The 26,989-nt window shown below is 53.3% G+C and carries 20 protein-coding genes; 10 read left to right on the top strand and 10 right to left on the bottom strand.

Going from position 1 to position 26,989, the window contains the following annotated elements; all coding sequences use genetic code 11:
- Positions 1-102: 102 nt before the first annotated feature.
- Complete coding sequence (locus tag EY643_RS11725; RefSeq protein ID WP_152662378.1) at positions 103-2,217, top strand: TonB-dependent receptor family protein; 2,115 nt, start codon at positions 103-105, stop codon at positions 2,215-2,217.
- A 94-nt stretch (positions 2,218-2,311) separates the two neighbouring features.
- On the opposite strand, the gene EY643_RS11720 is transcribed toward EY643_RS11725, so the two are convergent.
- Positions 2,312-3,259 (bottom strand): TolB family protein, encoded by a 948-nt coding sequence (locus tag EY643_RS11720; protein ID WP_152662377.1) that lies wholly within the window; start codon positions 3,257-3,259, stop codon positions 2,312-2,314.
- Between the two features lie 333 nt (positions 3,260-3,592).
- Here EY643_RS11720 and EY643_RS19705 point away from each other — a divergent pair, with 333 nt between their 5' ends.
- Positions 3,593-7,351 carry a thrombospondin type 3 repeat-containing protein gene (locus EY643_RS19705; protein ID WP_205743048.1) on the top strand — a complete coding sequence of 1,253 codons (3,759 nt, stop codon included), beginning with the start codon at positions 3,593-3,595 and terminating at the stop codon, positions 7,349-7,351.
- 122 nt (positions 7,352-7,473) lie between these two features.
- On the opposite strand, the gene EY643_RS11710 is transcribed toward EY643_RS19705, so the two are convergent.
- On the bottom strand, positions 7,474-8,706 hold the full coding sequence (locus EY643_RS11710; protein WP_152662376.1) for a YHYH protein: 1,233 nt from the start codon (positions 8,704-8,706) through the stop codon (positions 7,474-7,476).
- 189 nt (positions 8,707-8,895) lie between these two features.
- Here EY643_RS11710 and EY643_RS11705 point away from each other — a divergent pair, with 189 nt between their 5' ends.
- Together EY643_RS11705 and EY643_RS11700 are read left to right on the top strand one after the other, a co-directional pair.
- Entirely contained in the window at positions 8,896-9,840 is a 945-nt protein-coding gene (locus tag EY643_RS11705) for a bile acid:sodium symporter family protein (protein WP_152662375.1), read from the top strand.
- A complete protein-coding gene (locus EY643_RS11700; protein WP_153239450.1) occupies positions 9,833-9,985 on the top strand; it encodes a hypothetical protein in 153 nt (50 codons plus the stop codon). The genes EY643_RS11705 and EY643_RS11700 overlap by 8 nt, the downstream gene beginning before the upstream one ends.
- Here EY643_RS11700 and EY643_RS11695 read toward each other — a convergent pair.
- Both EY643_RS11695 and EY643_RS19700 read right to left on the bottom strand, forming a co-directional pair.
- Positions 9,982-12,249, bottom strand: a complete 2,268-nt coding sequence (locus EY643_RS11695; protein WP_152662374.1) for a hypothetical protein — start codon at positions 12,247-12,249, stop codon at positions 9,982-9,984. The two genes, EY643_RS11700 and EY643_RS11695, sit on opposite strands and share 4 nt — an antisense overlap.
- A gap of 178 nt (positions 12,250-12,427) precedes the next feature.
- Positions 12,428-12,595, bottom strand: coding sequence for a type 2 periplasmic-binding domain-containing protein (locus EY643_RS19700; RefSeq protein WP_205743047.1), 168 nt, complete (start codon positions 12,593-12,595; stop codon positions 12,428-12,430).
- A 270-nt stretch (positions 12,596-12,865) separates the two neighbouring features.
- On the opposite strand from EY643_RS19700, the gene EY643_RS11690 reads away from it, so the two are divergent.
- Entirely contained in the window at positions 12,866-13,063 is a 198-nt protein-coding gene (locus EY643_RS11690; RefSeq protein ID WP_152662373.1) for a hypothetical protein, read from the top strand.
- Between the two features lie 39 nt (positions 13,064-13,102).
- Here EY643_RS11690 and EY643_RS11685 read toward each other — a convergent pair whose 3' ends face one another.
- The 3 genes from EY643_RS11685 to EY643_RS11675 all read right to left on the bottom strand — a co-directional run bounded on the left by EY643_RS11685 (position 13,103) and on the right by EY643_RS11675 (position 17,455).
- Positions 13,103-15,457 (bottom strand): EAL domain-containing protein, encoded by a 2,355-nt coding sequence (locus tag EY643_RS11685; RefSeq protein ID WP_152662372.1) that lies wholly within the window; start codon positions 15,455-15,457, stop codon positions 13,103-13,105.
- Between the two features lie 65 nt (positions 15,458-15,522).
- Entirely contained in the window at positions 15,523-16,788 is a 1,266-nt protein-coding gene (locus EY643_RS11680) for a hypothetical protein (protein WP_152662371.1), read from the bottom strand.
- A complete protein-coding gene (locus tag EY643_RS11675; RefSeq protein WP_205743046.1) occupies positions 16,778-17,455 on the bottom strand; it encodes a methylamine utilization protein in 678 nt (225 codons plus the stop codon). Before EY643_RS11675 ends, EY643_RS11680 begins: the two co-directional genes overlap by 11 nt.
- Positions 17,456-17,813: 358 nt before the next feature.
- Between EY643_RS11675 and EY643_RS11670 the strand changes: the two genes are divergently transcribed.
- The gene (locus tag EY643_RS11670; RefSeq protein WP_152662369.1) at positions 17,814-18,818 is read left to right on the top strand and encodes a hypothetical protein; all 1,005 of its coding nucleotides are present in this window, start codon (positions 17,814-17,816) and stop codon (positions 18,816-18,818) included.
- 45 nt (positions 18,819-18,863) lie between these two features.
- On the opposite strand, the gene EY643_RS11665 is transcribed toward EY643_RS11670, so the two are convergent.
- A complete protein-coding gene (locus EY643_RS11665; RefSeq protein ID WP_240732681.1) occupies positions 18,864-19,751 on the bottom strand; it encodes a UDP-glucuronic acid decarboxylase family protein in 888 nt (295 codons plus the stop codon).
- A 488-nt stretch (positions 19,752-20,239) separates the two neighbouring features.
- On the opposite strand from EY643_RS11665, the gene EY643_RS11660 reads away from it, so the two are divergent.
- Genes EY643_RS11660 through EY643_RS11650 form a run of 3 tightly spaced genes read left to right on the top strand, consistent with a single transcriptional unit; the run spans position 20,240 to position 23,899 of the window.
- Positions 20,240-21,070, top strand: a complete 831-nt coding sequence (locus EY643_RS11660) for a hypothetical protein (protein WP_152662367.1) — start codon at positions 20,240-20,242, stop codon at positions 21,068-21,070.
- Between the two features lie 26 nt (positions 21,071-21,096).
- Positions 21,097-23,226 (top strand): MAC/perforin domain-containing protein, encoded by a 2,130-nt coding sequence (locus EY643_RS11655; RefSeq protein ID WP_152662366.1) that lies wholly within the window; start codon positions 21,097-21,099, stop codon positions 23,224-23,226.
- A gap of 22 nt (positions 23,227-23,248) precedes the next feature.
- Positions 23,249-23,899, top strand: a complete 651-nt coding sequence (locus EY643_RS11650) for a LamG-like jellyroll fold domain-containing protein (protein WP_152662365.1) — start codon at positions 23,249-23,251, stop codon at positions 23,897-23,899.
- Between the two features lie 79 nt (positions 23,900-23,978).
- On the opposite strand, the gene EY643_RS11645 is transcribed toward EY643_RS11650, so the two are convergent.
- A complete protein-coding gene (locus EY643_RS11645) occupies positions 23,979-24,134 on the bottom strand; it encodes a hypothetical protein (protein WP_153239449.1) in 156 nt (51 codons plus the stop codon).
- 478 nt (positions 24,135-24,612) lie between these two features.
- Here EY643_RS11645 and EY643_RS11640 point away from each other — a divergent pair, with 478 nt between their 5' ends.
- The gene (locus tag EY643_RS11640) at positions 24,613-25,221 is read left to right on the top strand and encodes a response regulator (RefSeq protein WP_152662364.1); all 609 of its coding nucleotides are present in this window, start codon (positions 24,613-24,615) and stop codon (positions 25,219-25,221) included.
- A 4-nt stretch (positions 25,222-25,225) separates the two neighbouring features.
- Here EY643_RS11640 and EY643_RS11635 read toward each other — a convergent pair whose 3' ends face one another.
- Complete coding sequence (locus EY643_RS11635; RefSeq protein ID WP_205743045.1) at positions 25,226-26,974, bottom strand: ATP-binding protein; 1,749 nt, start codon at positions 26,972-26,974, stop codon at positions 25,226-25,228.
- Positions 26,975-26,989 lie beyond the last annotated feature (15 nt).

Genomic DNA, 26,989 nt, shown 5'->3' with positions numbered 1-26,989 from the left:
GAAAATGAGAATCAGTGCTATTAAGATGCCTCCCGATTCATACTGATGTGGCCATTGTGAGACCACTCTCAGTTTAAAGAGAACAGCATTCAGGAGTAGGGCATGAAACGGGGAATTCTCACTGTCGCGCTAGCGGCCTCGGTAGCGAGCAACGCTAACGGCACCGCGCTCGAGGAAATAACGATTGTAGGTAGCGAGGAAGATGCCCGGGTGCTGCCCGGTTCAGGCTCCGTTGTGGATAATGAACAGATCCGCATCGAGGCTGCCAATGATATCAACCAGCTCCTCAAGACGGTGCCTGGAATTTATATCCAGGAGGAAGATGGCTACGGCCTGCGCCCGAATATCGGTATCCGTGGCGCTACCAGTGAGCGTGCATCCAAGGTCACGCTGATGGAAGACGGCGTCATGATCGCCCCTGCTCCATACTCTAATCCGGCCGCATATTATTTCCCCACCACCCTGCGTATGCATTCGGTGGAAGTTCTTAAAGGCGCTCCGCTACTACGCTATGGTCCCCAGACCACTGGTGGCGTGATCAACATGATTTCGACGCCGATCCCGCAGGATAATACCGGCAAAATCAGCTTTCGCTACGGTGAGAACAACGAGATGGATCTGCTGGCCAGTTGGGGCGGCCGTTCCGGCGCTTTCGGCTATCTGGTTGAAACCGCACAGCGCCAGAGCGATGGCTTCAAGGACATTGACCGCAGTAGCAATGACTCCGGCTATGACATCGCCGACTACCTGGTGAAGTTGGGTTGGGAAGGTGAAAGACAGAGCCTGCTGTTCAAGGCCCAGTACTCCGAGGAGACCTCTGACGAAACCTACCTGGGGCTAACCGATGCTGATTTCGACCGCGACGAAAATCGTCGTTATGGCCTGTCCAGTATTGACGAGATGGACAACGACCACCAGGGCTACAGCCTGACTTACAATCTGGGGCTGGGCGATAACGTCTCTATGACAGCGATTGCGTACTACAACGAATTCGCCCGGGACTGGTTCAAGCTCAGCGGTGGCGGCTCGCTCGTGAATGCAGCGAATGGCGGTGACACGCTGGCCCAGGGCATTTTGGACGGCACTACTGATGCTGAAGACTTGTCCTATAAGCACAACAACCGGGAGTATGAATCGAAGGGCGTGGACGTCAACTTTGATGTCGACCTCGGCTCCCACCAGTTGGCCCTGGGTGGACGCGTACACCAGGACGAGATGGACCGCTTCCAGCCTACCGAGTACTACGATCAGGTGGATGGCGATCTGGTTTACGTGAGCACCAAGGCCCCCACCGGCAGCAATAATCGGCTGGAAGAAGCAGACGCCCTGAGTTTCTGGGCAGTGGACAGCTGGCAGGTGAACGACGCGCTGAACGTCAATCTGGCCCTGCGCTACGAGGATGTTGAATCCTGGCGCAAGCAATATGCTGACCCCGAGCGCAATGTACTGGACAGCCGCCGTAAAAATAGCTCTGACGAATGGTTGCCCGGAGCATCCTTCACTTACGATTTGAACGACAGCTGGCAAGTGCTGGCTGGTGTGCACCGGGGTTTCTCACCTTTGGGTGGTGGTGCCCAGGCCAATGAAGAGCCTGAGACCAGTGACAACTGGGAAGCAGGTGTACGTTACCGTGGCAGTTGGTTTGTCGAGGCGATCGGCTTTTACAGTGATTTCGACAACAAGACTGAGAACTGCTCCAACGCCAGCCCCTGCAGCGACGGTTCTACCTCTGGTTCTTTCAATACCGGCGAGGCGACCATTGCTGGCCTGGAACTGCAGGCAGGTACCTCCTTCGACGTGGGCAGCGTCGTCATCCCGCTTGATGCCATGTATACCTACACAGACGCAGAAATCAGCAAGGACAACGACGAGGAAGGTTTCGTCAAGGGCGACCATCTCGCATCCGTCCCGGAGAACGTTTTCAGCCTCCGCCTGGGCGTAGAAACCGGCTTTGGCTGGAACAACTATGCAGTGGCCAAGTACATCGATGAGATGTGCATGAACGTGGGCTGCAACAATGGCGGCACCAAGTTTGATCGCAGTGAAGACCTGTTCGTGTTGGACTTGATCAGTCGTTACAGCATCAATGATTCGGCCACCGTGTTCCTCAAGGTCGACAACCTGATGGACGAGCAGGCTATCGTCTCACGTCAGCCCGACGGCGCTCGGCCGAATAAGCCACGCACTGCTTCTGTTGGCTTCGAGTGGCAGTTCTGAAGTTTAAATATGGGCGCGGTGTAGGTGGAGGAACCAGGAGACACTTGAGTAGCCTGGCTCAACCGTCCAGTGGCTCAAACTCGTAGAGCTTGAGTTACTGCGCCGTGTTCGCAATCAGTTTTTTCAGATTGCGCTCGTCTAGATGTTTGACCGAAGCAAGCTGTGAACCATTGTCGATGATCTTCTCCAATGACGATCCGTCGCTATTCATTTTGTAGACGTAGCGCATGCCTGACTCGGTTTTCGAGTTAAAGAACAGTTGATCCCCATCTGCAGACCAGACGGGCCCCCAATTTTCATCATCGCTGTATGTAACACGTTGTTGGTTGGAACCATCAATGTTCATCGTATAAATTTCCTGGTTCCCATCTCTGTTTGATAGAAAAACGACCCTGGAACCATCGGGCGAGACTTTGGGAGACCAATCGTTAGCCTGATTGTTCGTGAGTTGTATGATGTTGCTGCCGTCGATGTCGGCTATGCAAATCTGGCTGGGCCCTGTTTTGGAGTGGAAGAGTATTCTCCCGTCTTGCAGGAAATAAGGCGCCCGACCTTCAAGCCCTTGTATCTGGCGCTGGTTGCTACCATCGGCATCCATCAGGAAAATTTCTTCTTGCCAACCGTTTTGCGAATCCTCGTACTCACGTGCAAAGACAATCGTTTTTCCATCCGGTGACCACGCCGGTGCGCTGTCCCATACGTTGTCGAGATGGGTCAGCCTCTGCATATTACTACCGTCGGTATTTACGGAGTGTATCGACCAGGTCTTACGGTTATCGTATTTGCCGTAGAACGCGATGCTTTTTCCGTCAGGCGAAACCGCGGGATAGCCATCGTCTCCTGTGAAATTAGTAACCCTGACCCGTGATTCCCCCTGCGCATCACTAAGATAGATTTCTCTGCCGTTTTCGCCATTTGCTGAATACACGATCGAGTACTGAGTAGATGGAGGCGGCTCACTGATCTGGCAGCCCGTAGTCATCACAAGCGCAATCAGTGCAAGGATGGGCGCCTTTATCATTGCCGGGTCATTTTTCTTCATGAATTCCGTTCCTGTCTCACACTAAGTTTCCCGCGCCAAAAGGTCACATGCACTGTGCGCATCAAACCACAAGTTTGGTTGATGTGGTGCTTTAGGGGCGGTTCACATATTCAAATAGCTTAGACGATAAACGCATGTCGTTCCGCCGTTGTAACGCCAGGCAGGCTTGCCGGCTTCGTTGGTGGGATTTGGCAACCGATTACCGGAATAAGTAGCCACTTCCCGAGCAGGGCCTATCCATGAGCTTGCTACCTACCCCTGTTCAATGTACAAAGATTAATGCTCCGGCAACAGCGGGAGCCAACGGGGCAATAAAAACTCAGGGAAGGGGCGATGGTTCGAAAGATTACCTTGGTGCCGCTGGTACTCGGCGTGCTGTTGCTCGCCGCCAGCCATTTTGCGCAGTCGGAAGAAGTATGCGGAGGCGAAGAGAGCGGTATCTGTGGCACCTCTCCTGCCGAGCGGGTTGCCGGCCCTGATCCTTGTGGGCCGGGCACATTTCGCGATCCTCGCAATGAAGGCGAGTGCTGGAAGTGTCCAGCCGGGTATGGTCGCACTCTCGCGCCGGTCGATGGAGATAACGCTTGTTCTCGCCCCTGGACCGATATAACCACGGCGGCGGTAAAGCATAATCCTCCTGAATATAGACAATGCCCCGCCGGGCAGATCCCCGACCCGGAAAACAGGTTTTGCTACTCCTGCCCCAATGGGACAATCAATGACCCGCTCCTCATAGCGACGAGCAGCGCGTGCTTGAGTAGCGTCGATAAGCCGGTCGCATTTGAGAAAATTGTAAAGGTCAGTGAAAAGGAGACGAGCTGCCCTGCCGGCTCGTTCCATGATATCTGGCGCGATGAGTGCTGGTCGTGTCCGGCGGGTTTTGACCGGACTTTGTCGGCGGTCGACGCCTGGGATGCCTGCATCAGGACGGAAAAGCGCTCTGTGGCTACCTTTGAAAAGTCGGTACCTGCATCCTGCCCCTCCGGTACATTCCTGGATATCGGGCGCAACGAGTGCTGGTCGTGTCCCTCTGGCTATGGCAGAACACTCGATTCGGTAACCAGCGGTACCGCTTGTGCGAAGCTTGCGTCCGAGAGTGTTACTGAAGCTGACTATCATGGGAAGTCCGGCTGTGAGTCAGGTACTTTTTTTGATCCGCGCGGCGGTGGAGAGTGCTGGTCGTGCCCGTCGGGTTACGCCAGAACCTGGGACCCGGTTACGGCTTCAACCGCCTGCTCCAAGGCGGTTTGGGGGCCCTTCAGTGGCGCTACGTTCCATAAAAAAACCGGCTGTGCCGCGGGGCAGTTCGGCGACTTGCGCAATGGCGGGGAATGCTGGTCATGCCCCGCTACGTACAATCGTTCCCTGGCTCCGGTGACGGCCTATAACGCCTGTTCAAAACTGATTCCGGGAGACCTGAGCGCGGCCACTTTTCATCTTGACAGAAAGTGCTCCTCAGGCACATTTTTCGACCCTCGAAGTGGCGGGGAATGCTGGTCTTGCCCGTCTGGCTATAACCGCTCGTTGGCGCCCGTAACGGCGGGTAATGCCTGTTCTCAGGCGGTAGAGCACGAGCGCGTATTCGCAAACTTTGAGAAGTCCCTCAAGTGCGATGATGGGACGTTCAATGATTTGACCAAACCAGGTTGTTACCAGTGTCCGGAGTTGTACGGTAGAACCTGGGATCCTATTGATTCGCCGACCGCGTGCGCTCTGGATATTGCAAAAATCAGTCCTGCGGAGTTTGTGCGTAAGGCTGACTGCCCCACGGGTTCCTTCTTTGATCTCTATGACGATGGTAAGGGGACAGGCAGCGGCAGTTGTTGGGAGTGCCCGAGCCAGCATCAGCGCAGCGCTACCCACATTACCCGGACTGACGCCTGCATCAGTAGTGGCTTCGTGTGGGAGGCTGAGAAGTTTCGGGAGCCGGGTATGGTAGGCCTGGTGAGTGTCGAACCAAAAAGTGCTGAGGAAATTGGCACCAATGGTACTTACGATGACCTGGATGTCACCGACAAGAAGTCGCCCATAGTTGGAATCCTGGAAAAGTTATTGGCAGATGAAACGTTACTGACGTGGTACCTGCAGGAGGTGTATCAGGATAAGGCTGCTGTCGACAGAGAGTGGGAATTGATTCGACAAAACCCGCTCGATAACGTTCATATCAAGCAGGTTCTCTACTTTCGATTGCTGGAAGCGGTGATTGTCCCGGAGCCGGATCGCAATGCGGAGGAGCAGGCGCTTGTAGAGGCAGTGGAGCTGTATGTGCGTGAGCGACGCGTGGCAATCGCGCAGGAGGCGCTCAAGGCCTTTTATGCGTACGAGGATGCAAAACTCTGGCGCTTCTCACAGGGCGAGCTCCCTTTTGATAGCCTGTTCAAGTATGGGATTCATTCGAGACCGGACTTTTTCGAGATCATCTCCACGCAAAGTATCGAGCTTAATGCTGCCGGTGTGTTGGCGGCCGACGCCATAGGCCAGGCTGCGGTCGTATTCACCAATACGCAGAGCGTCAATAAGTTGCTGAAAACGACCGGCGTAGTGGGCGCTACGAACGTAGGCAGCGATCTTCTGGATACTCCCAGCTCCAAGTATCTTGACGCGGGGGTCAACACCTTGATGGTGCTTCCCATCAGTTATGCGCTGTTCTCGGGAGACTATTTCAATGCTGCCGCCGCTGGTGGACAGGAAGTCGGCATTATCCTTGCTGAAAAGACGCTGCAGACGGCTCTCACAAAAATTTATACAAAGAGTGCGCTCAAGGCTGCGCAAGCCGCCGGCCAGCTCACTACCCAGGCCGCGATAAATGCAGCCAGGTTGGCGGCAACCAGATCCGTAACGACGGCTATGAACGTTGTTGGCGTCGCCGCGCTGGTAGCCGAGCTGATCATTACGGAAATTGTCGAAAACGCCAATATGGAACCGAAACTCATCGCACAGATAGATTTCGCGAAGAGAGATGTCGATTTGGCAAAAATGGTTGACCAGGAAGGTGGCACAGCGCTGCTGCATCAGTACTGGATTCTGGCAACTCAGGAAACGAGCGTGAGCGGCGGTGAGTACTGGCGAGCGCAACTCGAAGTGATTGCCACAGCCGCGTTAGAACGCGCACGGCTGGCCGATTTCGATCTGGAAACAATCGCCGATAAAGATAGAGATGGTATCCCCGATTTGCTGGATAATTGCCCTGAGACGCCTAATGCGGATCAACTGGACGATGACGGCGATGGCCTGGGCAACCGTTGTGATGCCATACAGCAGATCTCCGATCGTGATACAGACGGTGTGACCGACTTCTTTGACAACTGTCCGGATACTCCAAACGCGGAGCAACAAGATGCGGACGCGGACGGATTGGGCGACAGCTGCGATCCGACGGTATTCGGTGATGATGACGACAACGATGGGGTGGAATTCCTTCTCGACAACTGTCCTTACACGGCCAATGCAGATCAGTTGGATTCAGATCTGGACGGCCTGGGTGATATCTGTGATGCGATGCAATACGACGGGGATAACGACGGCATTGATGATGTTGATGACCCGTATCCTGACGCGGTTACTGTAATGAAGGCTGTCAGCGCCGGCGAGTTTTCTGCCACAATTGAGACGCGCCCCGGCGTATCTTCTTCCTGCTCCTTGACCAGTGGGTTTGTTGGTGCTGCTGATAAACCGCAGCAACTTGAGGTTGGCATCGATCGCCAGGTGAGCTTCACTCTGCACGGTTGCGATGAGAACGAAGCAATTGAAGTTATCATCGATTTTGGGGTGCCTATTCCCAAATCCGCGGTAGCGCTCAAGCTTCAATCGAACGGCTGGGCACCATTTGCCGCAGAGCAGATTTCTGACACACGGATCCGATACTTGTTGATAGACAATGGCCCTCTGGACACAGACCCCACGCCAGGCGCGATTTCTGACCCGGTCACGGTGGGGCTAATGGCTGCTGGCGTTGCTGACGGCCCTGGGGTGTCCTTGCCAAGTTCTGCCGGCAGCATGGCCAGGCCTGTCCCCATGATGCAGTACTGGGTTTGGCTATTGGTATTGCTGATGCTTGTCGCTGTTGGCCTTACAGTGAGCAGGCCCCGTTGATGAGAGAGTCTGCTTAGCTATTGGCTCAGGCCCCCAGATTCTGGAGACGATGGGCCTGCTCTTGCGGTGTCACCGACAGCACTGTGCTCTTACGATTGGTGAGGAAGTACAGGCTACTCTCCTCAATTGCCGCCCTTGGCGAAGGAGGGGTCTGCAGTGCCCGAGAAGCAAGCCATCACCCAGGGGTAAGTGTCGGTTACGTAGTAGCCGTATTGGTTATCGACGAACATGCCATTGCAGACGTCCAGGTCGCCGTTGTTCGTGAACTCCCAGTCGTCTATGTACATTCCGTCATAGTTGCCTCCGGGGTCGGCGCTGCCAGCCGGGCGGGTGCCGCTCTTCAAGGTGTAGCCTGATTGGGCCTTGCGCACTTGTCCTGAGTCGTTGTCGTAGAAGTAACTGCCGTAGACGGGAAACCCATCAGCTGCGAAGCCGATCACCGGTGAACCATTGCGACCGGGATTGTCGTCGAAGAGGGCAAGCGGATTGCCATGGTAGTGGTACAACCCATTGGGCTGGGTATGTGCGTTGTGGGCGTCTACGCCAAAGCCACCTGGGGTGCCCAGTGGATCGAGCATCCAGTCATCTCGCCCGAGCTCGCAGCCGATAGCTACGTTGCCATCGGCATCCGCCCGGGGGTCATCAGGGCTGTAGCAACCCGCGGACAACAGGTCCAGCGGCACGCCATTGAGCATTACCGCGTTGTAATAGATCTGGCTGAGGGCTGTCGGCTCCGCGGCCAGCGTGGGCAGTCTCGGCAGCTCGAAGTCCTGACCCACTTCGCTCACGTTCGTGGCGAAACGTGCCGAATCATCATTAAAATTGTGATTTGGGATCGAATTGGAGCTGAGAGTGCAGCGGTCCAGGCCTGCGACGATTGATACATCACCCGCGAACAACTGGCTGCGTTGAACGTCCAATACGGAAGATGAGTAAAGCTGTGCGTAGAGCGCGCAGTCGCCACTTGTCTCCACCAGGATGGCATCGGTGATGTCCACCGCTTCAGCGTCAGCCAGCGGTGCGAATTCTGGCGTCAGATAGAACACTTCATCAGAATCGAGTATGGACAATAGAGCTTCTATACCGAGGAATCCATTTGTCACCAGTTGGCAGTAGGAATCGCTACCACCACACAGACCTCGCGACTGCCGCTTCCACCCAATGAAGGCAAATCCGGATTCGGGAACAGCGACAAATGTTTCATCAAAGTCGACGCCCCCAACCTCGATAGTGCAGGAACTGGCTGCCGCGCAGCCGTAATTCTGTGAAATCACTGCCCCGGTTTCAGGGTTGTCGATCTGTATCTTGCAGCCGGCCAGTGCGAGCGGTAGCCAGAGAAGTAGTATCTTGCGCATGAAATCAAGTGACCTGAAGAATCAGTAGATCGCCATCGTAGTGTTTCGTCAGCGGCCAGTGAAGTAAAGAATTGTTAATACCTGCAGCGGCATGTGCTGTGCCGTAATATGCTGGGCGCACGACCTGGGTTTTTGACTAAGTGCGCGCTTCCATTGAGAATAGCCATTCTCTGACTTGGGGATCACCGGATGTTAAAGAACGCTGCATTTACGCTGTCTATTCTGATCGTCGTAGCGATCGCCCTGGCGTTTCCTTCTCTGTTTCTGAGTATCGGCAATTTCGAACTCACAGGATTGATCGTTCCGCTGCTGATGATAATCATGTTCGGGATGGGGACATCTGTTGGAGTGGCTGACTTTGTGAGGGTATTGAAGATGCCCAAGAGCATTGCTGTCGGCCTGGGTTGTCAATATACGTTGATGCCGATGATCGGGGTGGCTCTGGCAAGTGCATCGGGGCTCCCACCTGAAATCGCCGTCGGAATGATTCTTGTGGGCTGCGCACCGGGTGGGCTTGCCTCGAATGTCATGGCCTACATTTCGGGAGCAAACCTGGCTCTTTCCCTGTCTTTGACTGCCTTTTCCACGATTATTGCGCCCTTGACGATGCCGCTGTTGATGTCTTTGCTTGCCGGCGAGCATGTGCCCATACACCCGATAGAGATGTTCTGGAGTATCACGAAAATGGTGCTCTTACCGGTTTGCGCTGGCCTGTTGTTCAATCACTACATGCATGGAAAATTCCCCTTGCTCGATCGAGCCCTGCCGCTGGTGTCGATGGGGGGGATCGTCATTATTATTGCGGTGATCACTGCCGCGGGCCGAGACAACCTGCTGTCACTGGGATTTGCCTTGATTGGCTTCGTCGCACTGCAAAACATACTGGGCCTGGCACTGGGTTACGGTACCGCGAAACTGATACGTATGGACGAAGCTTCGGCGCGCTCGATTGCGTTCGAAGTCGGCATGCAGAACTCTGGTCTGGCATCCGGCATTGCAGTGGAGATGGGGCGTGTCGCCTCCATGGGCATAGCGCCGGCTGTCTTCGGCCCGATAATGAATATCAATGGTTCCATTCTGGCTTCATATTGGCGCAAAAGCGCGGACAGCGTTCGAAAGGGCGACAATGACTAATGGCAATATCCAGAGTCTGCCGGTACTGGATATTGATGGCACTCAGGATTTACAGCGCTATTTCGCAGGCTGCCAGAATGTCGTCCATTTTCCTCCTCGGTGCGCAGTGAATTCCTTTGCCTTGCTCAAGAAGTTTGACTTCTAGGGTTTGGGTTCAGCGTATTCATCCAGGCGCGCCGCGAGAAATTTCGTCCACTTGCCTTCAGACAGGTAGTAGTTCTTCACCCGCGGATGAACGAGTAATTTCCGGCTCCACAAATGGTAGGCTGCAATACCGTCAAAGCCATTCCATTCCGGGTGTTTTTCCAACTGTTCAAACAGTAAATTCACAGCCCGTTCCGCATCCATGCCCGCCACGATGCTGAGTTCCCAGGGCTGCCATTCCCCGTCTGCTTTGATTTTTGATAAGACCTCCCGAGTCAATCTTTCGGCTTGGTCGTTGCTTCCCAGCAGGTTGTGGGCCTTGATCAGCAATGCTATGTGCTCGTGGCCGTCGTCCACAGTCTGGGACAACACGTACTCTTCGTTGGCCAGGACTTTCCGGGCTCTCAGGCGGGCGCTGTCCTGCTCTTGCCTGGATAGGTGAGCCGTCATCGCGGCAGCATCGACCACATTTGAGACCAGAGGAAACCAGGGGCTTTCTCTGGGCACCACGTCATCTGAGGACATCTCAATCAAGCTGTCGAGATCGTTGGTGAATATGTGCAGATCCACCTCGTCCCAGAAGCGAAACACCGGGTCGACAAAGTTCTCGTTGACGATAGCTTCAGCGAGTCCTTTTTCATACTCTTTCAGGAAGGATTCGTCTGCAGTGATCAGAAACGCTGAGCGAATCTGCCGCCGCTTGAAGTTCCAGGCAACCCGGGCGAGGTTTCGATCGGCGGCGGTCTCAGGGAGAATCTGATTCAGCCGTGCGGCAAGACGCGGCAAGCTCTCCTCGAACCCTTTATCCCTGTGCCATTTGAGAACGGCAGCTACCATACGTGCGTTAAAAGGGTCCAGTTCAAGGGCCTTGTCGAAAGCTTCAATTGCAGCAGACCATGCTGTTTCCTGATCATGGTCAGGCAGATCAACGAGGTGTGAATGCCAGTGACCCAAGTGGTACCAGGCCTTGGCGCTATCTGGATAGGCGGCGATGATTTGGTCAAATATCGCTCTCTGTGTCTCCATTTCTGCTGCAGTTTTTGGCCAGTTATAGTCGACAGCCTGGGAAATGAGGGTCTCTTCGTTCTGGGGATCCAGAGCGACAGCCTTCTGCAGTGCGCGCTGTGAATCTGCTGTGAGTTCAGCGATCGCTTTCTCTCTATCCTGCTCGTCGCTGAGATACCAGCCCCGTCGCTTGAGGCGATCCAGCTGAAGGTCATAGAGTCGCTTGAGGACCGCCCATGCTTCTACAAAATCGGGGTCTTCCGCCACAGCTTGCTCGAGCAGTTCTCGCCTGCGCGTCATGCTCGCTTCGTTCTCGCCCTCGGTTTTCTCGATGCTTGCTGCTTTGATGTAGCTGTCGTAGGCGAGGACACTCACCGTTGGCATGTCATGCAGGTCACCCACCGACTCTGGCTGAAGTTCCAGGTGAATAGAGTCGCTGATCTCCCGAGCGAGTTCGCTCTGGGTAGCAAACACGTCTACCACTTCCCGTTCATAATTGTTCGCCCACAGGTGGAGATCGTTGTGGGCGTTAATCAACTGGATCGTGACTCGCACATGATCGCCCATACGCCGTACTGAGCCCTCAACGATGTAGTCCACGTCCAGTTCTTCGCCGATCTCGCGCAGGGTCATATCTGAAGCGGCATACTTGAGCATGGAGGTACGCGAGATCACCTGGAGGTCATCGATTCGTGACAGGTTGGTCAGCACATCCTCGTGAATGCCGCCGGCAAAAAATGCGTTTTCCGGATGCGAGCTCATATTGACCAACGGCATGACTGCGATCGACTCTTCAATCTGGACTTCCATCACGGTTGATTGGTGCTTGGCTGAGGGGCTCATCGCGGTCACTGGAGTCCGCTCCTGAAAATAGAAGAAGAGCCCCAGAGTGCCGAATATCAGCGTCGGAATGGCTGCGCCCAGTCCATAGGCGTGCCAGTTCCGTTTCGCGGTCAAAGCCTGCGTCGAATCTCCCGCGGCCACCGCTTTACTCGATGGCTTGATCCCATCCGGAGTTAATTCGAACGCCCATGTAATTATGAGCGCTACCGGGAATCCCAATAGCAGCATCAAAGCGACGAAACGAAATGCCCAATCAGGGATGCCGAAACTGGCGAAAGTGGACGAGGCCACCTGGATGATGAGCCAGCCGGTAACGATATAGACCGAGGCAACGCGAATGACCTTGCGGCGCCTTAGTTCCTTCCAGAAGCCCAGAGTGGCCTGCTGATCTGGCTCGTTGTTGTTCTCTGCACTCATTGGAATGAATGACCGGCCCTGTCGAGTTCACCTGAATATATACAGTTCTATCCTGTCACGCAAAAGGTGTGAATGTGTTCGAGCCTGAGTCAGGCTGAACGAGCGCACGTGCTGAACATCTTCCCAGCCGGCTGGTCTTTTCGTCAGGTGCAACGGATAAGACTGGATGGGTGGTCGTTCATGGTTTTTTTCTTGCTTCCTGCGCTATTTTCTCGATTCGAGAGCGAAGCCACATGTGGGCTGGCTGCTGATCACTGCGGCGATGCCAGGTCATGAACATCCTGACGGGGTCAGATGTCTGTGGCAGCGGGGCAACGTCGAGATCCTTGAGCGTGCAAAGCTTCATTAATTCCAGTTCCGTAGCAATCAACCGCGTTTCCTTCACAAATGATGTGATTGCTGCTTAGCGACGGCCGCCGTTTCTATCGATCCCTGGCTGAAAGCGCGCTGTAGGACAGGTTGTACTTCTGGATACACTCGGCGAGCACGAACTGGAGGGGTTGCAGGTTACCGAACAGCGACCAGGGAAGACGTTACCTCTACCACCCGCGTCGATCTTTTCGGGATGTGTGGCGCAAGCACCGTGCCGATAGCTTTCGTGCTGTATTTGCCAGCTATGAGGATAACGATAAACTGGCGCTGGAAAACTGGAACGGAGCGAGTTCGCTCCAATACCAATATCCGGCTACGCTGGGAGCTGATCGAGGATCTTTACTGGCATATCACTGCCTGGGCCGCTACCGACAATGCAGCGGAGAATTCTGAAGCCAGCAGGGACTATTCCCTGACGACGGGTATTGGATGGGAGTACTAAGCCCGTTTTACGTAATGATGAGGTCCGCTGCCTGATAGGCTAAGTCTTGAGCACCTTGTCGACGATGCGTGTCACAGAAGGCACTTGTCGGGAATTCTCCTGTAGCCATTGGTTAAGGCTGGCCACCGGGAGTGGCTTGGACACGTAGTAACCTTGCAAGATATCGCAGCCCAGTCGCTCCAGTTCCCATGCCACTCGAGCGTCTTCAACACCCTCTGCGACAACAGCTAAGCCCATGTTGTGCCCAAGCTCAATGGTCGAGCGCACGATAGTCTCGTCGTCTTTGTCGCGATCCAACTCGGTTACGAAACTTTTATCGATCTTCAGTTCGTGAACAGGCATTTTCTTCAGGTATGCAAGCGAAGAGTACCCGGCGCCATAGTCGTCGATGGCCAGCCTTACGCCCAGTTTGTGTAACTTTTTCAGTTGAGCGATAGAGGCTTCGGGATCGCGCATCGCTGCGCTCTCCGTGATCTCGAGCGTTAGCATCTCGGCCGGTATCTGGTGAGATTGAAGTAAGTTGAGCAGCAGTTCCTCGAAACCCTCGCGCTGAATATCAAGGGCGGAGATGTTTACCGATAGGGTCAGGTGGTATTTTTGTTTGCGCCAGATGGCAAACTGGGCAAGCGCTTGCGTCAGCACCCATTCAGTCAATTCCACAATATAGCCTGTTTTTTCGGCCAGCCCGATAAACTCATCCGGGGGGACGAAGCCTAAATCAGCATGCTTCCAGCGCACCAGGCACTCTACACCGTGTACAGTTCTCTGTTCGGCTAGTGCTGAAACCTGTGGCTGGTAGTACAGCTCCAGGTCGCCATTTCTGACAGCACTCGGCAGTTCGCTCATAAGGGTCAGGCGCTTGATACTGTTTTGGTCCAGGGCAGGGTCGTAGACCATAGTGGTCAGGTGCCTTTGCTTCGCCTCGTTTGCAGCTACGCTCGCGAGCCGAAGCAGACCTTGTGCGTCTGGAGCATTCTCTGGATATGCCGCAATGCCTATGGTTGAAGAGACAGACAGCGCAATACCGCGAATATTGAATTCATTGGCGAAACACTGGTGAATTTGCTCGGCCAAGTGATAGGCGTTGGTTACGCGATCGGTACTTATGAGTACGGCGAATTCACTGGAATTGAGGTTGGCGATACAGTGCTTGTTAAATCGCTGCTCCAGGCGCTCCGTGATGATTGCCAGTAGTTTGTCGCCCCAATTGTGCCCCAGTGAATCGTTGATATCTTTGAAGTGATTGAGGCCACAGCAAGCTACGATCAGGTGCGTTCCTTTTTCATCGGCCACCTTGATTTCGTCCTGTAGCCGGTGAATGAAACCTGCACGATTCAAGGCGTCAGTGATACTGTCATGGTGTGCTTGGTACTGAATTTCGTTCTCACGTTCGGAGATTGCGCCCTGCATGTGGGCAAAGGAGCGTGAAAGGAACCCGATTTCATCACGACGCTTACTGTCCAGTGGCGTTGAATAGTCGCCTCGCGCGATGTCGCCCGCGGCCTTCATCAGGGTGTGTAACGGGCGCGTGATGCCACGCGCGAAAACATAGGCAAGACCAAGTGCGAGAAGGGTAATCGCCAGGTAGATGCTTAGGAGGCTCATCCACCAGGACTGGAAGCGGGCGAGGGGTTCGTTCAGCGAACTCTGTAGTAGCACACCCAGGCCGGCGGCGTGATTGCCGAGCTCGCTGTAGAGGGCCAGGTCTTCCCACCCCGGCGAGCTGACTTGCCAGATGCCCTGAGTAATGACGCCTTTATCGTTAATTGCCTTTTTTTGGTCAGCATTGAGTGAACTGCCAACAAATGCGAAACCGGATTCGGCTGTCTCCATAAAGCTGATGTCCACGCCTGTCACCTGACTGTGATGCATGGCAAGTGCGTCGTCGACCACGAACCCCATGCCGATCCAGCCCATGGATAGCGGTGCCATAACTTCGACGAAAACCAGCTGATAATACCTGCCTGCGAGTTTCGCCAACCCGAGTCGCTGTTCGTTCTCGTTGTTCAGGAATGACCAGAGTTCATCAGGTAGATGGTCAATGTCGAGATCGGTGCTCGCCAGCATCGTCCCCTGGCTATCGACAAAAAGCGCGACGTCAGCGCCTATGCGTCGACTGTGGTTTGCCAGTACGCTCTCCATGGTCTCGGTATCGCGCTGACCTACGGCCTGGCGCAAGCCCCAGTCACGGGCAACCGTCACTACGTTCTGGCTTAAAAAAGTCTGCTGGTTTTGCAGGGAGTCCGTGAACGAGCGTTGCGCCGTGACCAGGCGCTGTTCAGTCTCCAGCTCGACATTTTCTCGCGCCGAACTGTACAGGAAGCCCATGCTCGCGATCGCCAGACCCAGCAGCAGGGACATGAGTAACAGGAATATTCGACTGTGTAGCTTCATGGTTATCACCGAACCCCCTGAATTGTGTTTATAAAAATCAGCATTTCGTCAGTGCTGCCAATGTATCAGTAGTAATACCGGACGCTAAGCAACAGCTGCTTTTCTGTCATCCGGGTTGGTTCTGAAAAGTAAATACGGCTTTTCTGGTTAGAGTAACGGCGCGTGCCTTCTATTGAGAACTTCCAGTTCTTTGGCAATAGATAAGAGTATGCCAGAGTCCAGGCGTCACCTTCCTCATCGTTATAATCAATGTCAGTGTCGTCGAGATCGATAACTTCGCTGTATTCCCAGCGCGCTGCTAACCGGTGGCGGCCATGGGTTTTGACCAACATCAGGTAAGCCGACTCAAAGTCGTTGTCGACAACATCGACATTCATGATGGTATTGCCGCGAAGGACCTGGCTGAGCAGGGTGAAATCGCCCGGTAACTGCCACTTTGCACCAATCTGGTAGAACCAGGTGCGCCAGCCGTACTGACCGTCCTCAAGCAATTCGTCGTCTGCCAGATTATCGTAGAACACAGCCTGAACTTCGAGCGTTCTGGGTAATTCCCATGTGGCAGCGAGGTAGTAGCCTGGCCTGTCGTCGATTTCCATGAAGGGCTCGAAGTCGGGGCTCAGCTCGGACCCGCCAGGTTGGGGCTCCAGAATTGGCAGCTCTCGAGCCGGCAGAGTGCCGTTGATGCCCGTTTGCCGGTCGTGGCCGGCCCAGCCGCGCCAGGAGATCATAGCCCCCATAGGGTCGTTGAATCCGAACAGGGCTCCCGTGAAACTGACCCGGTGCTGGGTGCCTTTTGAGTCCCGCCCGGACCAGGTCCATTTACCTTCGGCGCCTATCGTCCGTATCTCTTCGCCAATCCATGTGTTGATGAAAGAGCTGTTCAAGGTGTACGGCGATGTCCAGAATTTGCCCCGATTTTCGAGCGAAAACTCGGGGTGGAATGCGCCAATGCGGTAGCGTGATCGCCACGACTTGCTGTTCATGGAGCGATGCTGCCAGTAGGCTTCTGTGAGCTCCACCGAACTGTCCGGGTCGGGGTAATAGTGCGCTGCTATCTTGATGTGGGATTCTAGATTGAAGGAGTAGCGTAGACCCAGTGCCAGCTGGTTCAGCTGGAGGTCGCCGGAATCACTCTCATCGTAACGGAACTTGCCCGGGCCTCGCTGTAACCAACTTTCTTCCCCGTCATTAAAGGATAGCTGTGTATCAACCAGGCCAGAGACCTGAAGTCCTTTCTTGCGTACTTCTTCTCCATGGGAATGAAGCGGAGTGGCGGCCAGAATCGCAGCCAGGAAAGCGGGTAGGAACTGTCTGCAGTTCTCAGTAATCATCCCACTCATCCAGCCGAGGTTCAGGCGCCTCTGGTTGTGACACTTTTCTCCTTTTGAAGTGAAGGACGAGAGTCTCAAGCTGATCCTTTCCGGTAACTGTGACTATCTTGCCAAGCGTCTCTTCAGGATGCAGTGACGGGTGCCAGACGGCGATCTCGTATTCTCCCGGCGGCAGGTTTTTGAGTACGGCTTCGGCACCTGTCATTTGGGTATAGAACGGTGTGTCCACGACGACGATGTAGCCGAGCATCCAGTCGTGGATATTGCAGCCCAGCGGCACAACTCCTGGCTCATTGAATATAATGGGCTCGGGCGTATCTTCACGATAAAGAGGCAATTCAAAGGTCTTGGTTTGCGAGAACGAGTAGACGTGGTGTGCGATAGGGTCGCGATTGGGGAAGTGGACAGGTGCACCCACCTGGGTGGCCAGTATATAGGGCCTGAACTGCCGATTTTCCTGTGCCATGTCCCGCGGTGGGGCAGTGACACCCTCGCTGAGTTGGCTATCAAGAGGTACGGCAGAAATCACGGCACCGGGCAGGCTGATGGGGCCGTCTGAATTATCAGAACGCAAGGCAACGGAAAGATCGGCCAGGGCCGCGCTGCACACCAGGCCCACCGTCAGCGCCAACAGTACCTGTTTTCTTATTAGTTGAGACAAACCCATAGTCGCTCAGCAAGTCTATTCGTTCGGGAGACGTCAAAATACCCGAGGTTTTCCACATGTAGCAAATCCTACAGTGACGCAGTGGCGGCTTTAACTGTTATCTCGACTTTTCGGTTTTTCAGCGCCCAGATGTGATGCATATCACAGAACGCCCGGTGCAGCGGAGTTCGGCTCCTCACCATTTACGGGGAACACCTGTATTTACTGAAAATAGCCGGGAATGGCGGGCCGACCTGCCGCCTAGGAGTGGCTGGGGGGCGGTGGGGTGCCGCGGCCAAAATATGTCGTTCACGTGGGCGCGATTGTGCGCTATCTTTGAACGGAGGTGTGAATGGCGGTCAAATAAAAAGGGTGACATATGTTGAAGAAAATTTCTGTTCGGATGGGTCTCGGATTATCTTTCTGGCTCTTGCTGTCGAGCGCTCCTGTCCATGCCGAGCTGGTGCAATTCGAGGCTGTATTTCAGATCGACAGAAAAACCACGTTTGACCCTACTGACACAGTAATCATCACTGGTGGGGATTTCGACGAGGTTCAGATCGGCGATCAATTCACGGTTCACTTCATTATCGATACAGATCAAACGGACTCGAGTGATGTTATCGATATGCAAGATAATGCTTTTCTTGCTTCAGATGCGCGAATTGGTAACTTCGGCTCAGTATTACATTCGTTAGCCATTGAGGCCGGTGCAGGCAATGCTGGCACATACGATCCATCGGGTGTTTCTATTAGCTCGTCTACCGCATCAACCACATCTGATGCCGTAGCTGTTTACAAGTCAAACAACGCTGTCGCCAATAAGGAAGTTATTCGACTACTAGCCGCGACAGCACCAACGCCCGCGGGTCTGGGTGGAGATTTAACGGATGTGGTGATTAATTTCAGTAATGTTCAGCCACTCAACGCCTCTAATCCCGAAGACTACCTCGAGGATCGCAGCGTCACTGTGTCTCCGTTTGATTTTAACCTGTTCTTCCAGGGAGCATCGCGAGTGACTGGCAATGTCCGTGATCTTGTACTGTTAGACGATGACATTGTTGGCACAGGCTTCGCAGTGACTAACTTAAATCGTCCTCTGAATTTGAGGTTCGGTGAAGCGGAGGTGATCCCGGCAGTTGGGCCGTCGTATCAGGAGAGCATTTATGCTTGGGGTACGCTTGTTAGCCTGCAGTTGCCGTTAGTGCCGACAGCTATCCCTCCACTGATTCCTGGCCCCATTCCGATCGCAACACCAATAGCGACACCTACCCTGACACCGACTGCCATACCGACGCCAGTCCCAACCTTGCCTTTACCATTCCTCGTGCTAGTTGCGGGTATTTTAGTGAGTATTGGTGTAAAGCGCTTACATCGACGCTAAGCGCAGTTCAGGACTGTTTAGGGCTTCTTGGGTCCAGTCAGCAAGCTAGCCAGCCAGGCTCTTGAAGTAGGGGATAGCCTTACTCAATCCCTCTTCCAACTGGACAAGCGGCTCCCAGTTTAGATCCCGTCTGGCAACGCTAATGTCCGGTTGTCGCTGTACCGGATCGTCCTGGGGTAAGGGCTTGAAAACCAGCTCGGATTTAGAGCCCGTTAAGGTAACAATCTTCTCGGCGAGCGCAAGCATTGTAAATTCGTTGGGATTACCGAGATTTATAGGGCCGGTAATGTCTTCCCCGGTGCTCATCAGCGCTATCAGTCCTCCCACCAAGTCATCAACATAGCAGAAGGACCGAGTTTGAGTGCCATCGCCAAAGATTGTGATCGGATCACTGCGCAATGATTGCATAATAAAGTTCGACACAACCCGCCCGTCATTCGGATGCATATTCGGGCCATAGGTGTTGAAGATACGTGCCACTTTGATCTGCAGTTTGTGCTGTCGATGGTAATCAAAAAACAACGTCTCGGCGCAGCGCTTTCCTTCGTCGTAACAAGACCGAATACCGATAGGATTCACGTGCCCCCAATAACCCTCTGCCTGCGGGTGTACCTGAGGGTCGCCATAGACTTCACTGGTGGATGCCTGCAATATCTTGGCGTTATTTCTTTTCGCCAACCCCAGCATATTGATCGCGCCATGCACACTGGTTTTGGTGGTTTGGACAGGATCGTATTGATAATGAACGGGAGAAGCGGGGCACGCAAGATTGTAAATCTCGTCCACTTCTATGTAGAGAGGAAACGTTACGTCGTGGCGCAAAAGCTCGAAGTATGGGTTCGCCAACAGGTCCAGGATATTGTCCTTTGTTCCTGTATAGAAATTATCGACGCAGATCACTTCATTGCCTTCGGCGAGCAGGCGGCGACACAAGTGTGAGCCGACAAAGCCTGCTCCACCTGTGACTAGAATTCTTTTACGTAAATGGATGTTGTATCTCCCATAATGACAGTAGATTTAGTGTGGGCTGTCAGGGTGGACCGCCTGCTGATTTGAGGCCGAAAATTCTACCACGAATGTGCTTGCTAGATCAGCTCTCTAGAAAAGCTAGAGCCACAAGAGCAACTGCTTATGCGGCTCAAAATCACCCGCACAAAGAGCCATCCTAACTTCCTCCCAACTCTACGTGTCCCAGGTTCAGTAGTCCCAATTGAGCAGAAGCCGATCCCGGCAAATAAACGCACTTTTTAGGCTGAGAGTCATATTGCCCTATAAAAACTAGGGTTTTAGAGCCAACAAGAAGTATGCACGTTGCGCCAAATAGGTCTATAACTTTAGAAATTATTTGAAAATGCAGTGGAAGACAGATGGGTCTGAGAACATCGAGCAAGGCGGTGGCATCTTATGCGAGAAATCGAGCGATGACTAATAAAATCTCTGCCGTTGCGCTTATGCGACCACTTTTAACTTACCTGAGGTTGCCTGTATTGCTCTCAATAGTCGCCTTCTCATCCGCCGCGAAAGCGCAGGATTATGCCGAAATGCTCATGAAGGCCGCAGGGGTACCGAGTTTGGATGCTTTCCTTCCTCATTCTTACGACGTGCCAAAAACCGCGCCCCTGGTGATAGACGGGTTGTGGAATATATCCATAATCAATAAAAAAATTCGCATCGAACAGGGCAGGGCTATTGTCATCGATCCTTGGCTGCATCTGTTTGTCCTTAAAGTAAATAAGGGCATGGTGGTTGTTAGGGACATCAAGCAGGTTAATGTAGGACAGTACAGCGGTTACGACTTGCCACTGCTTGGGCCGTCCACGATGAGTCTTAAACCCAATGGCAATATCGATGTACATGTCGATGGCACTTTTGGCCCGGTTAAATTTGAATTGCAGCAGCGTGAATTGAGCTATCCCCAGCATATGCAGCAGGAACTTGCAGCCATGGCACAGATGCGTGGCGGGTATCAACCCATGCAGCCGCAGCAATCGTATCCACAGACGTATCCGCAACAACCGCAGCCACAATTACATCCGCAGACCGTTCAGTCACCGCCGCCGCAAACTCATCCCGGGTATCAGCAACCAGCCACGCAGCCGGTGCAAGTGCCACCGCAACCCCAACCGGTGCAAGCACCACCGCCACCCCAACCGGTATACACCTCGCCACAGCCGCCGTCCCAGACTGTGCCGGCTGCTGATTGCACCCCTATCGGTATTGATCCGGATAGCGGTGCCACGATTTGCGCCTGAAATAAACCTGTCGCGGAAGATCAAGGATGAAAGCTCACCACTCGAAATGGCTAGCGGTGCCACTATTTGCACTGGCGCTCAGTTGCTCAGTGCAAGTTTTCGGTAGTGAAGAAAGCAGTGTTTTCACTGGCTGCGAAAAACGGGTCGAATCAGCGCCTAGCGGTAACCCTAGAGATCGTATAGATAACCGTAATCAGGATGTAGTTGACCCGTTTACCCAGCGCGCCTTTGCCAGCTTCAGTCTCGATGAGGTTGAACAAAACGACGACGAGAGTCTTGCATCGCTGTGTTGGTTAAGGCTGGATGGAATTTGGCGTCAAGATGACGATCCTCATTTCATTGGGACTCAGACCGGGTCTGACGTCTGGGAGGCCAGCAACGCTGCGCTGCTGGGTCTCGCCTCTGGTCGCTACAGCATGCTCAATCATCTGGTTATTGTGGAACCCAAAAATCCGGAAGAGGCACTCTATCTCTCGTCGGGTTTCGGCGGGAGCCCATTCGTAAAATTTGTCAGTGCTGACGGCATAGCAATTGCAGATATTGTAGAAAGCCGCGCGCAGAAAACGTACACGGCTACCGGTCAATTTGCGCTAGGCAATCGCCTTATTGTGAAAGTATCTGCCAGTGGACGCATGCTGCTCAACCTGGGCGGCATCACCTACGAGCGACCGGCACCCAATAATTCCACCGAAGCAATGGAGGCTCAACTTTCTGCCAACGACCCATTTCTTCTTGATCGTACTCTGGAATTCGTGGAATCAAGCCGCCGCGGGTATGACGTGATTAATATCGACCCATTTCTTCTTTGGGATACAAACACGAAACAAAACGTCTTTGCGAAACTTGACGATAAAAAATACTACATCGAAGAGAAAAAAATCATTCCCGTTAACTACTTGTATCAGCCAGAAACCCTGCAGGGGATGATATACCGGCGCTCCTTGATCACTTCCGCATCCCAGATGCAGAACACATTCAGCTTTTCACTGGGTTTTGACAAAACACAAGCAGTGCGAGGCGTAGGACCCAAGGCCTCTCTGAAGGCCACTCAATCTTCGATGGAGAGGATGAAACAGTCGAAGAGCGTTGCGCAAGCCGTTGCCTACTCGCGCACTAAAAAGTACACATTGATCCTCGACTACGCCTACACCAGCTTATCTGAGGATTTCATAGACGCTGTTGATGACGCCCGCACTAACTTCCGTTATCAGGCTCTGATTGATAAGTTCGGCACGCATTATCCCTACGCCGTTACCTATGGTGCCTCAGCCAAACTCACCAAAAATATGACGAGCGAAAGCTATTCCCAGACTCTCACTGAATCGAGCAAGGTAGCTGGAGAAAAAGGCCTCAATACAGGGAGCGGTAACTTCAGTGTGGCTTTGAGTGACATGAACGGAAAGTCTGGAACTTCCGAGAACGAGGAAATTGAATTCATCGCGGTGGGCGGCAACGGATCCTGGAACCAGGACGGTTATATGGCCGGCGACTCGCACCCCCCCGTACTTTTGCATTTACGTCCCATATGGGAGTTGCTCAATCCCATGTATTTTCCGGCGCAGCCGGAGATATATCAGGTCGTGCGGAAAAACCTCGAAGGTGCGGTAAACCGCTACGCCGACTCAATACAGGGCGACATTAGCAGCGAGTCACTGGTGGCAAATATAAAGCCGGCCAAGAAAGCGCCAATGGAAAAATGGCATATTCGCCTTGCAGAGGTCTATTGCACCGGCAAAAAAGTCGGGCAAGTTAAGAGCGCAATTGTAAAAACTACCATCCGTATTGAGAGCGACGCTAAACAGACGCAGAAAACTTCGCAAGCGACGACTAAGGTCGATTGCAAGAAAAAGTACTCCAAAACCAAGCACAAGCTTGTAGCCAGCAGCAAGGCTCAGCTGTCATTCACCGCTACCCGTGAACAACTCAAGAACACTCGCATCCTTTACGACGTCGAGTGGAAATACGATGGCACGCTGTTTAAGAAGCACTGGAACAAAGAGACAAAAGATGACCCGTATGGCACCAGCGATCATCCACTCAAAAGCGGCAAGGTGAAAGAAAATAAATCTCACAGCTACAACGTCACATTTGGTGAGAGCAAGTGGCCAGATATCAAACTCAAGTTTGTGGTCGATAGACTAAAAGATACCCAGTAGTTAGCAGCCAAGGAGTAATCCTGTGAAAGTAAAAACGATATTTGGAATGGTGTTTCTGGGGTTGCTCATGGCGACCAACGTCAGCGGCCAGAGCTACAGCCCGGATGTTTACGAATTCAAAGGCGCCAATGGCCTGGAGTTCGACCCATCCGTCATGTACGAAATGACGTCTGGCGGCACTATAGAATTTTGGGTTGCCGCTGACTGGAACGACGATCCTGGCTATGACCCCGCACTTATTGTTAACGCCGGCCCCGATGGCGCCAATTACCTGATTGCCATTTCTCGCGAGCGTGATGGCCTGATTCTCGCCAGCGGTGAGCAAGAAGATGTGGCGGCATTCAATTTCGCTGACAACAAGCTACACCATGTGGCCATACGCTTCTTTCCTGATGAGGGGCAAGATGTGCTTATTGACGGACGCTTTGTCGCCGCCATGGAGTTGGATATCGCAAGCGTTGCTACCAGCGGTTTCTGGTTGGGAACAATAGATGGGGAGGGCAATCCCTTTTATGGCGCAATCGCTGGCCTGCGGATATGGGATGCTGTGCTTACCCAGGAAATGTTAGTGAATAATGTCATGCAGGACGTTTTCGCGGCCGAGCATCCGGAGCTGGCTAACCTGCTCGCCATCAGTGACTTCAATACATCTGAACTTTTACTTGCCGAATAGAACAGCATAGCGAGATGAGAAAAATGAAAATCACAAAACTATTTTTAACGGCTGCCATGACGATAACTGCAACCACGTTTCAGCTGGCGCCGGAACAGGCTGTTGCTGCAAAGGGTTCCACCAGCGCTAGTGCCGCTTCATCCCGGCCAAACAGTAATGCAAAGCCGAAATCGACGGCTGCCAGCGCTTCAACCAGCGCCCCGAGCAGCAAGAGTAAGTCCTCGACGTACAGCAATCGATCGCTGAAGCGCGGAAACTACCCGAACAACAGTGCGATGAAACAACGGCGTGTCGACAGTGGCCAAAGTGCGCTGAGTGGTAACAAGCGACAAGGGGTTAGATTAAGCAGCAGTCCGACCTCCACGTGGTCAGGCTGGAACCGGGCCAACGCCAGGCAAACCAATGCGGCGGAACAGAATTCTGGTCTCAAAAGAATGGACCGCAACATCAATCGGGGTGTCACTTTCAATGAGCCGCGTCGTGAGAGCACTGCGTCGGTGGTACTACCCCGTTTGCAGCGAGAACCGGGGAATCCAAATAGCACCAAATTAGTCAGTAAGAACCAGATGCGTCGAAGCCGCAGTTCCTAGCAGCGAGTGAAGCAAGGCTGCCTCGAGCAAGGAATGCCAATGATAGCCAGCCGGTTCACGCTAAACATGCAAAAAATAGACAGCGACTATTGTTAAGCCCGGCAAGCCGGTAAACTGAGTCGCATGAAAATTCTAATTGTTGACGATCACGCCCTGTTTCGCGACGGCCTATCACTGTTGCTAGACACACTGGCTGAAGACGTCCTTGTGATTGAGGCTGTCGATTCGGTTTCAGCATTCGATGCGCTATCCAAACACCCCGATCTGGACTTTATGCTCCTCGATCTCAATATTCCTGGAGAAGATGGCTTCTCTGTTCTCGAAGCCATGAGCCAGGAATATTCAACTGTCCCGGTAGCGGTGCTGTCGGCGTCTGCGAGGCAGGAGGATGTGGATAAGGTTATGGCAACATCTGCGGTAGGCTATATTCATAAGAATACGCCGAGCAAATTACTTCTAGGCGCCGTGCAGCTCATGCTGGCAGGCGGCCTCTATACGCCGCCAATTACTACGCTATCGGAAGTGGCCGGAGGTGTGAACGACGAAGTAGCGATAACCGGCCGCCAGTTGGAAGTTCTGGCCTTGTTGGTGGGTGGCGACTCCAATAAGCAGATAGCGGGAAAACTCGGAATTGCCGAGGCGACCATCAAAATGCACGTGACGGCTATCTTTAAAGCCCTGAACGTAAAGAACCGCACCCAGGCCGCTCTCGCCGGCCAGGCGTTAGTATAGCGGGTTAAAGTTCCTGGCTGATCGGCAAACTGCGTAAGAAAGCCCGGAGTTTGGCGGGTGCAACGGGCTTATGTAGTACTTGATGTCCGCTCGTCTTCAGTTCAATAAGCAACTGCTTTTCTGTATCTCCGGTAACAATGAGGGCAGGGATAGCCGAGTCGTAGAGACCGTTGATAGCCTTGATCGCTTCCAGTCCAGTTTGCGAATTACGTAGCCGATAATCGCTGATAATCCCATCGGGTTTGCGATGGCCCGCATTCAGTTGTGCAATGGTGTCTTCTGCGTCTGCGCTTACCACTACCTCGCAACCCCAGGCCCCTAGCAACTGCTGCATGCCGTCGCGAATATTCTCTTCATCATCTATGACAACGATGAGTGGCTGGGTCGTTATCATTGCTTCGTGGTCTATCGGATTGACGTTGCTTGATATCAGTTCGGGTTCAACGGCGGTATCGACCGTAACGGAAAAAGTTGAGCCCTGGTCGGGCTTTGAAGCCACCTCGATTTTGTGATCCAACAACTCTGCCGCACGTTGAACGATTGAAAGACCAAGCCCCAGACCTTTCTGTCGATCTCTCTCAGGGTTTCCCAGCTGATAAAATTCCTCAAATATGGCGCTCTGATCTTCACCGGGAATGCCAATTCCGGTATCGCTCACACTTATCTTTGTGCTGTCAGTGTATGGCTCGCAGGTCACACTGATTTCGCCAGCTTCGGTGTAGCGAATAGCATTGGCGAGAAAATTGCGCAATATTTGTTCTAATAAGGCGGGTTCACTGTGCACCGCAGGGGGCACCTTCGGCCAATGAATAGTGATTCCGCCTTGAGTAGCCTGTGGATCAAACTCATCCTCTAATCTGGCTAGCATATCCTCCAGCCAAAAATCGGTCTTTTGAATATCAACGGTACCCGCGTCGAGTTTCGATATATCGAGCAAGGCTTCGAAAAGACTCTGCAACGATTCGGCAGCGCGTTTGATCTGGTGAGTGATCTTTCGGTCTTCTGGCGAAGTAATCCGTTCTTCGAGTGCCGATACAAACAACGTTAGCGCATAGAGAGGTTGGCGTAAGTCGTGACTGGCGGCTGCCAAAAAACGCGATTTCGCACTATTAGCCTGTTCTGCATCAGCCTTCTGCTCCTTGAGCTGTTCAATCAGGTCCAGATTCTCGAATCGCAGCTCCATGGCGCTGCTTAGGCCTCGATTGATCTTCATATTGAAAGCGGTCTGGGCAATCAAAAAGATAATCGTCACGCTGGCCAGCGCCGTGTGAATGGTGTCACCTGTGAACAGTAAGCGCAGGGTGATAGGCGCTAACATCAGCGGCACAAAGGCAAAATAGGCAGGCAAGTAGATGCTGAGTGAGAAAGCCGACCCGGCTGCCATGGCAAGCAGGCTCAGTAGAATCAAAAGTTGGTATTCCAGCTGACCTGGAATGAACATTATCAGGCCACCAGCACCCCAGATGATCCCGGCAGAGGCGCTGCCTAATATCAGGAACGTTTGGTAACGCTTCAGTTTGCTTTCGTCAAAGCGTTGTTTGAACGAAAGGTAGATAGCAACTCGTACGCTGAGCATGGCAAGCATTGTGGCCATCCACGCCAAGAGCCAGCTATGGGCTACCACATCCCAAAATACATAGACCAATGCTGTACTGACTACCAGGTTGATTAAGACCAATGAAGCAATCGACTGGTAGAGCGTCTTTATCTGCTCTATTCGAATAGCGTTGCCGGGATCATTCGGGGTGCTCACTGTGTTTGGCATATT

Source organism: Halioglobus maricola, from assembly GCF_009388985.1.
GTDB classification, from domain to species: domain Bacteria; phylum Pseudomonadota; class Gammaproteobacteria; order Pseudomonadales; family Halieaceae; genus Halioglobus; species Halioglobus maricola.
Note: the sequence above shows the minus strand (reverse complement) of the source record. Positions and strands in the feature narration are given on the sequence as shown.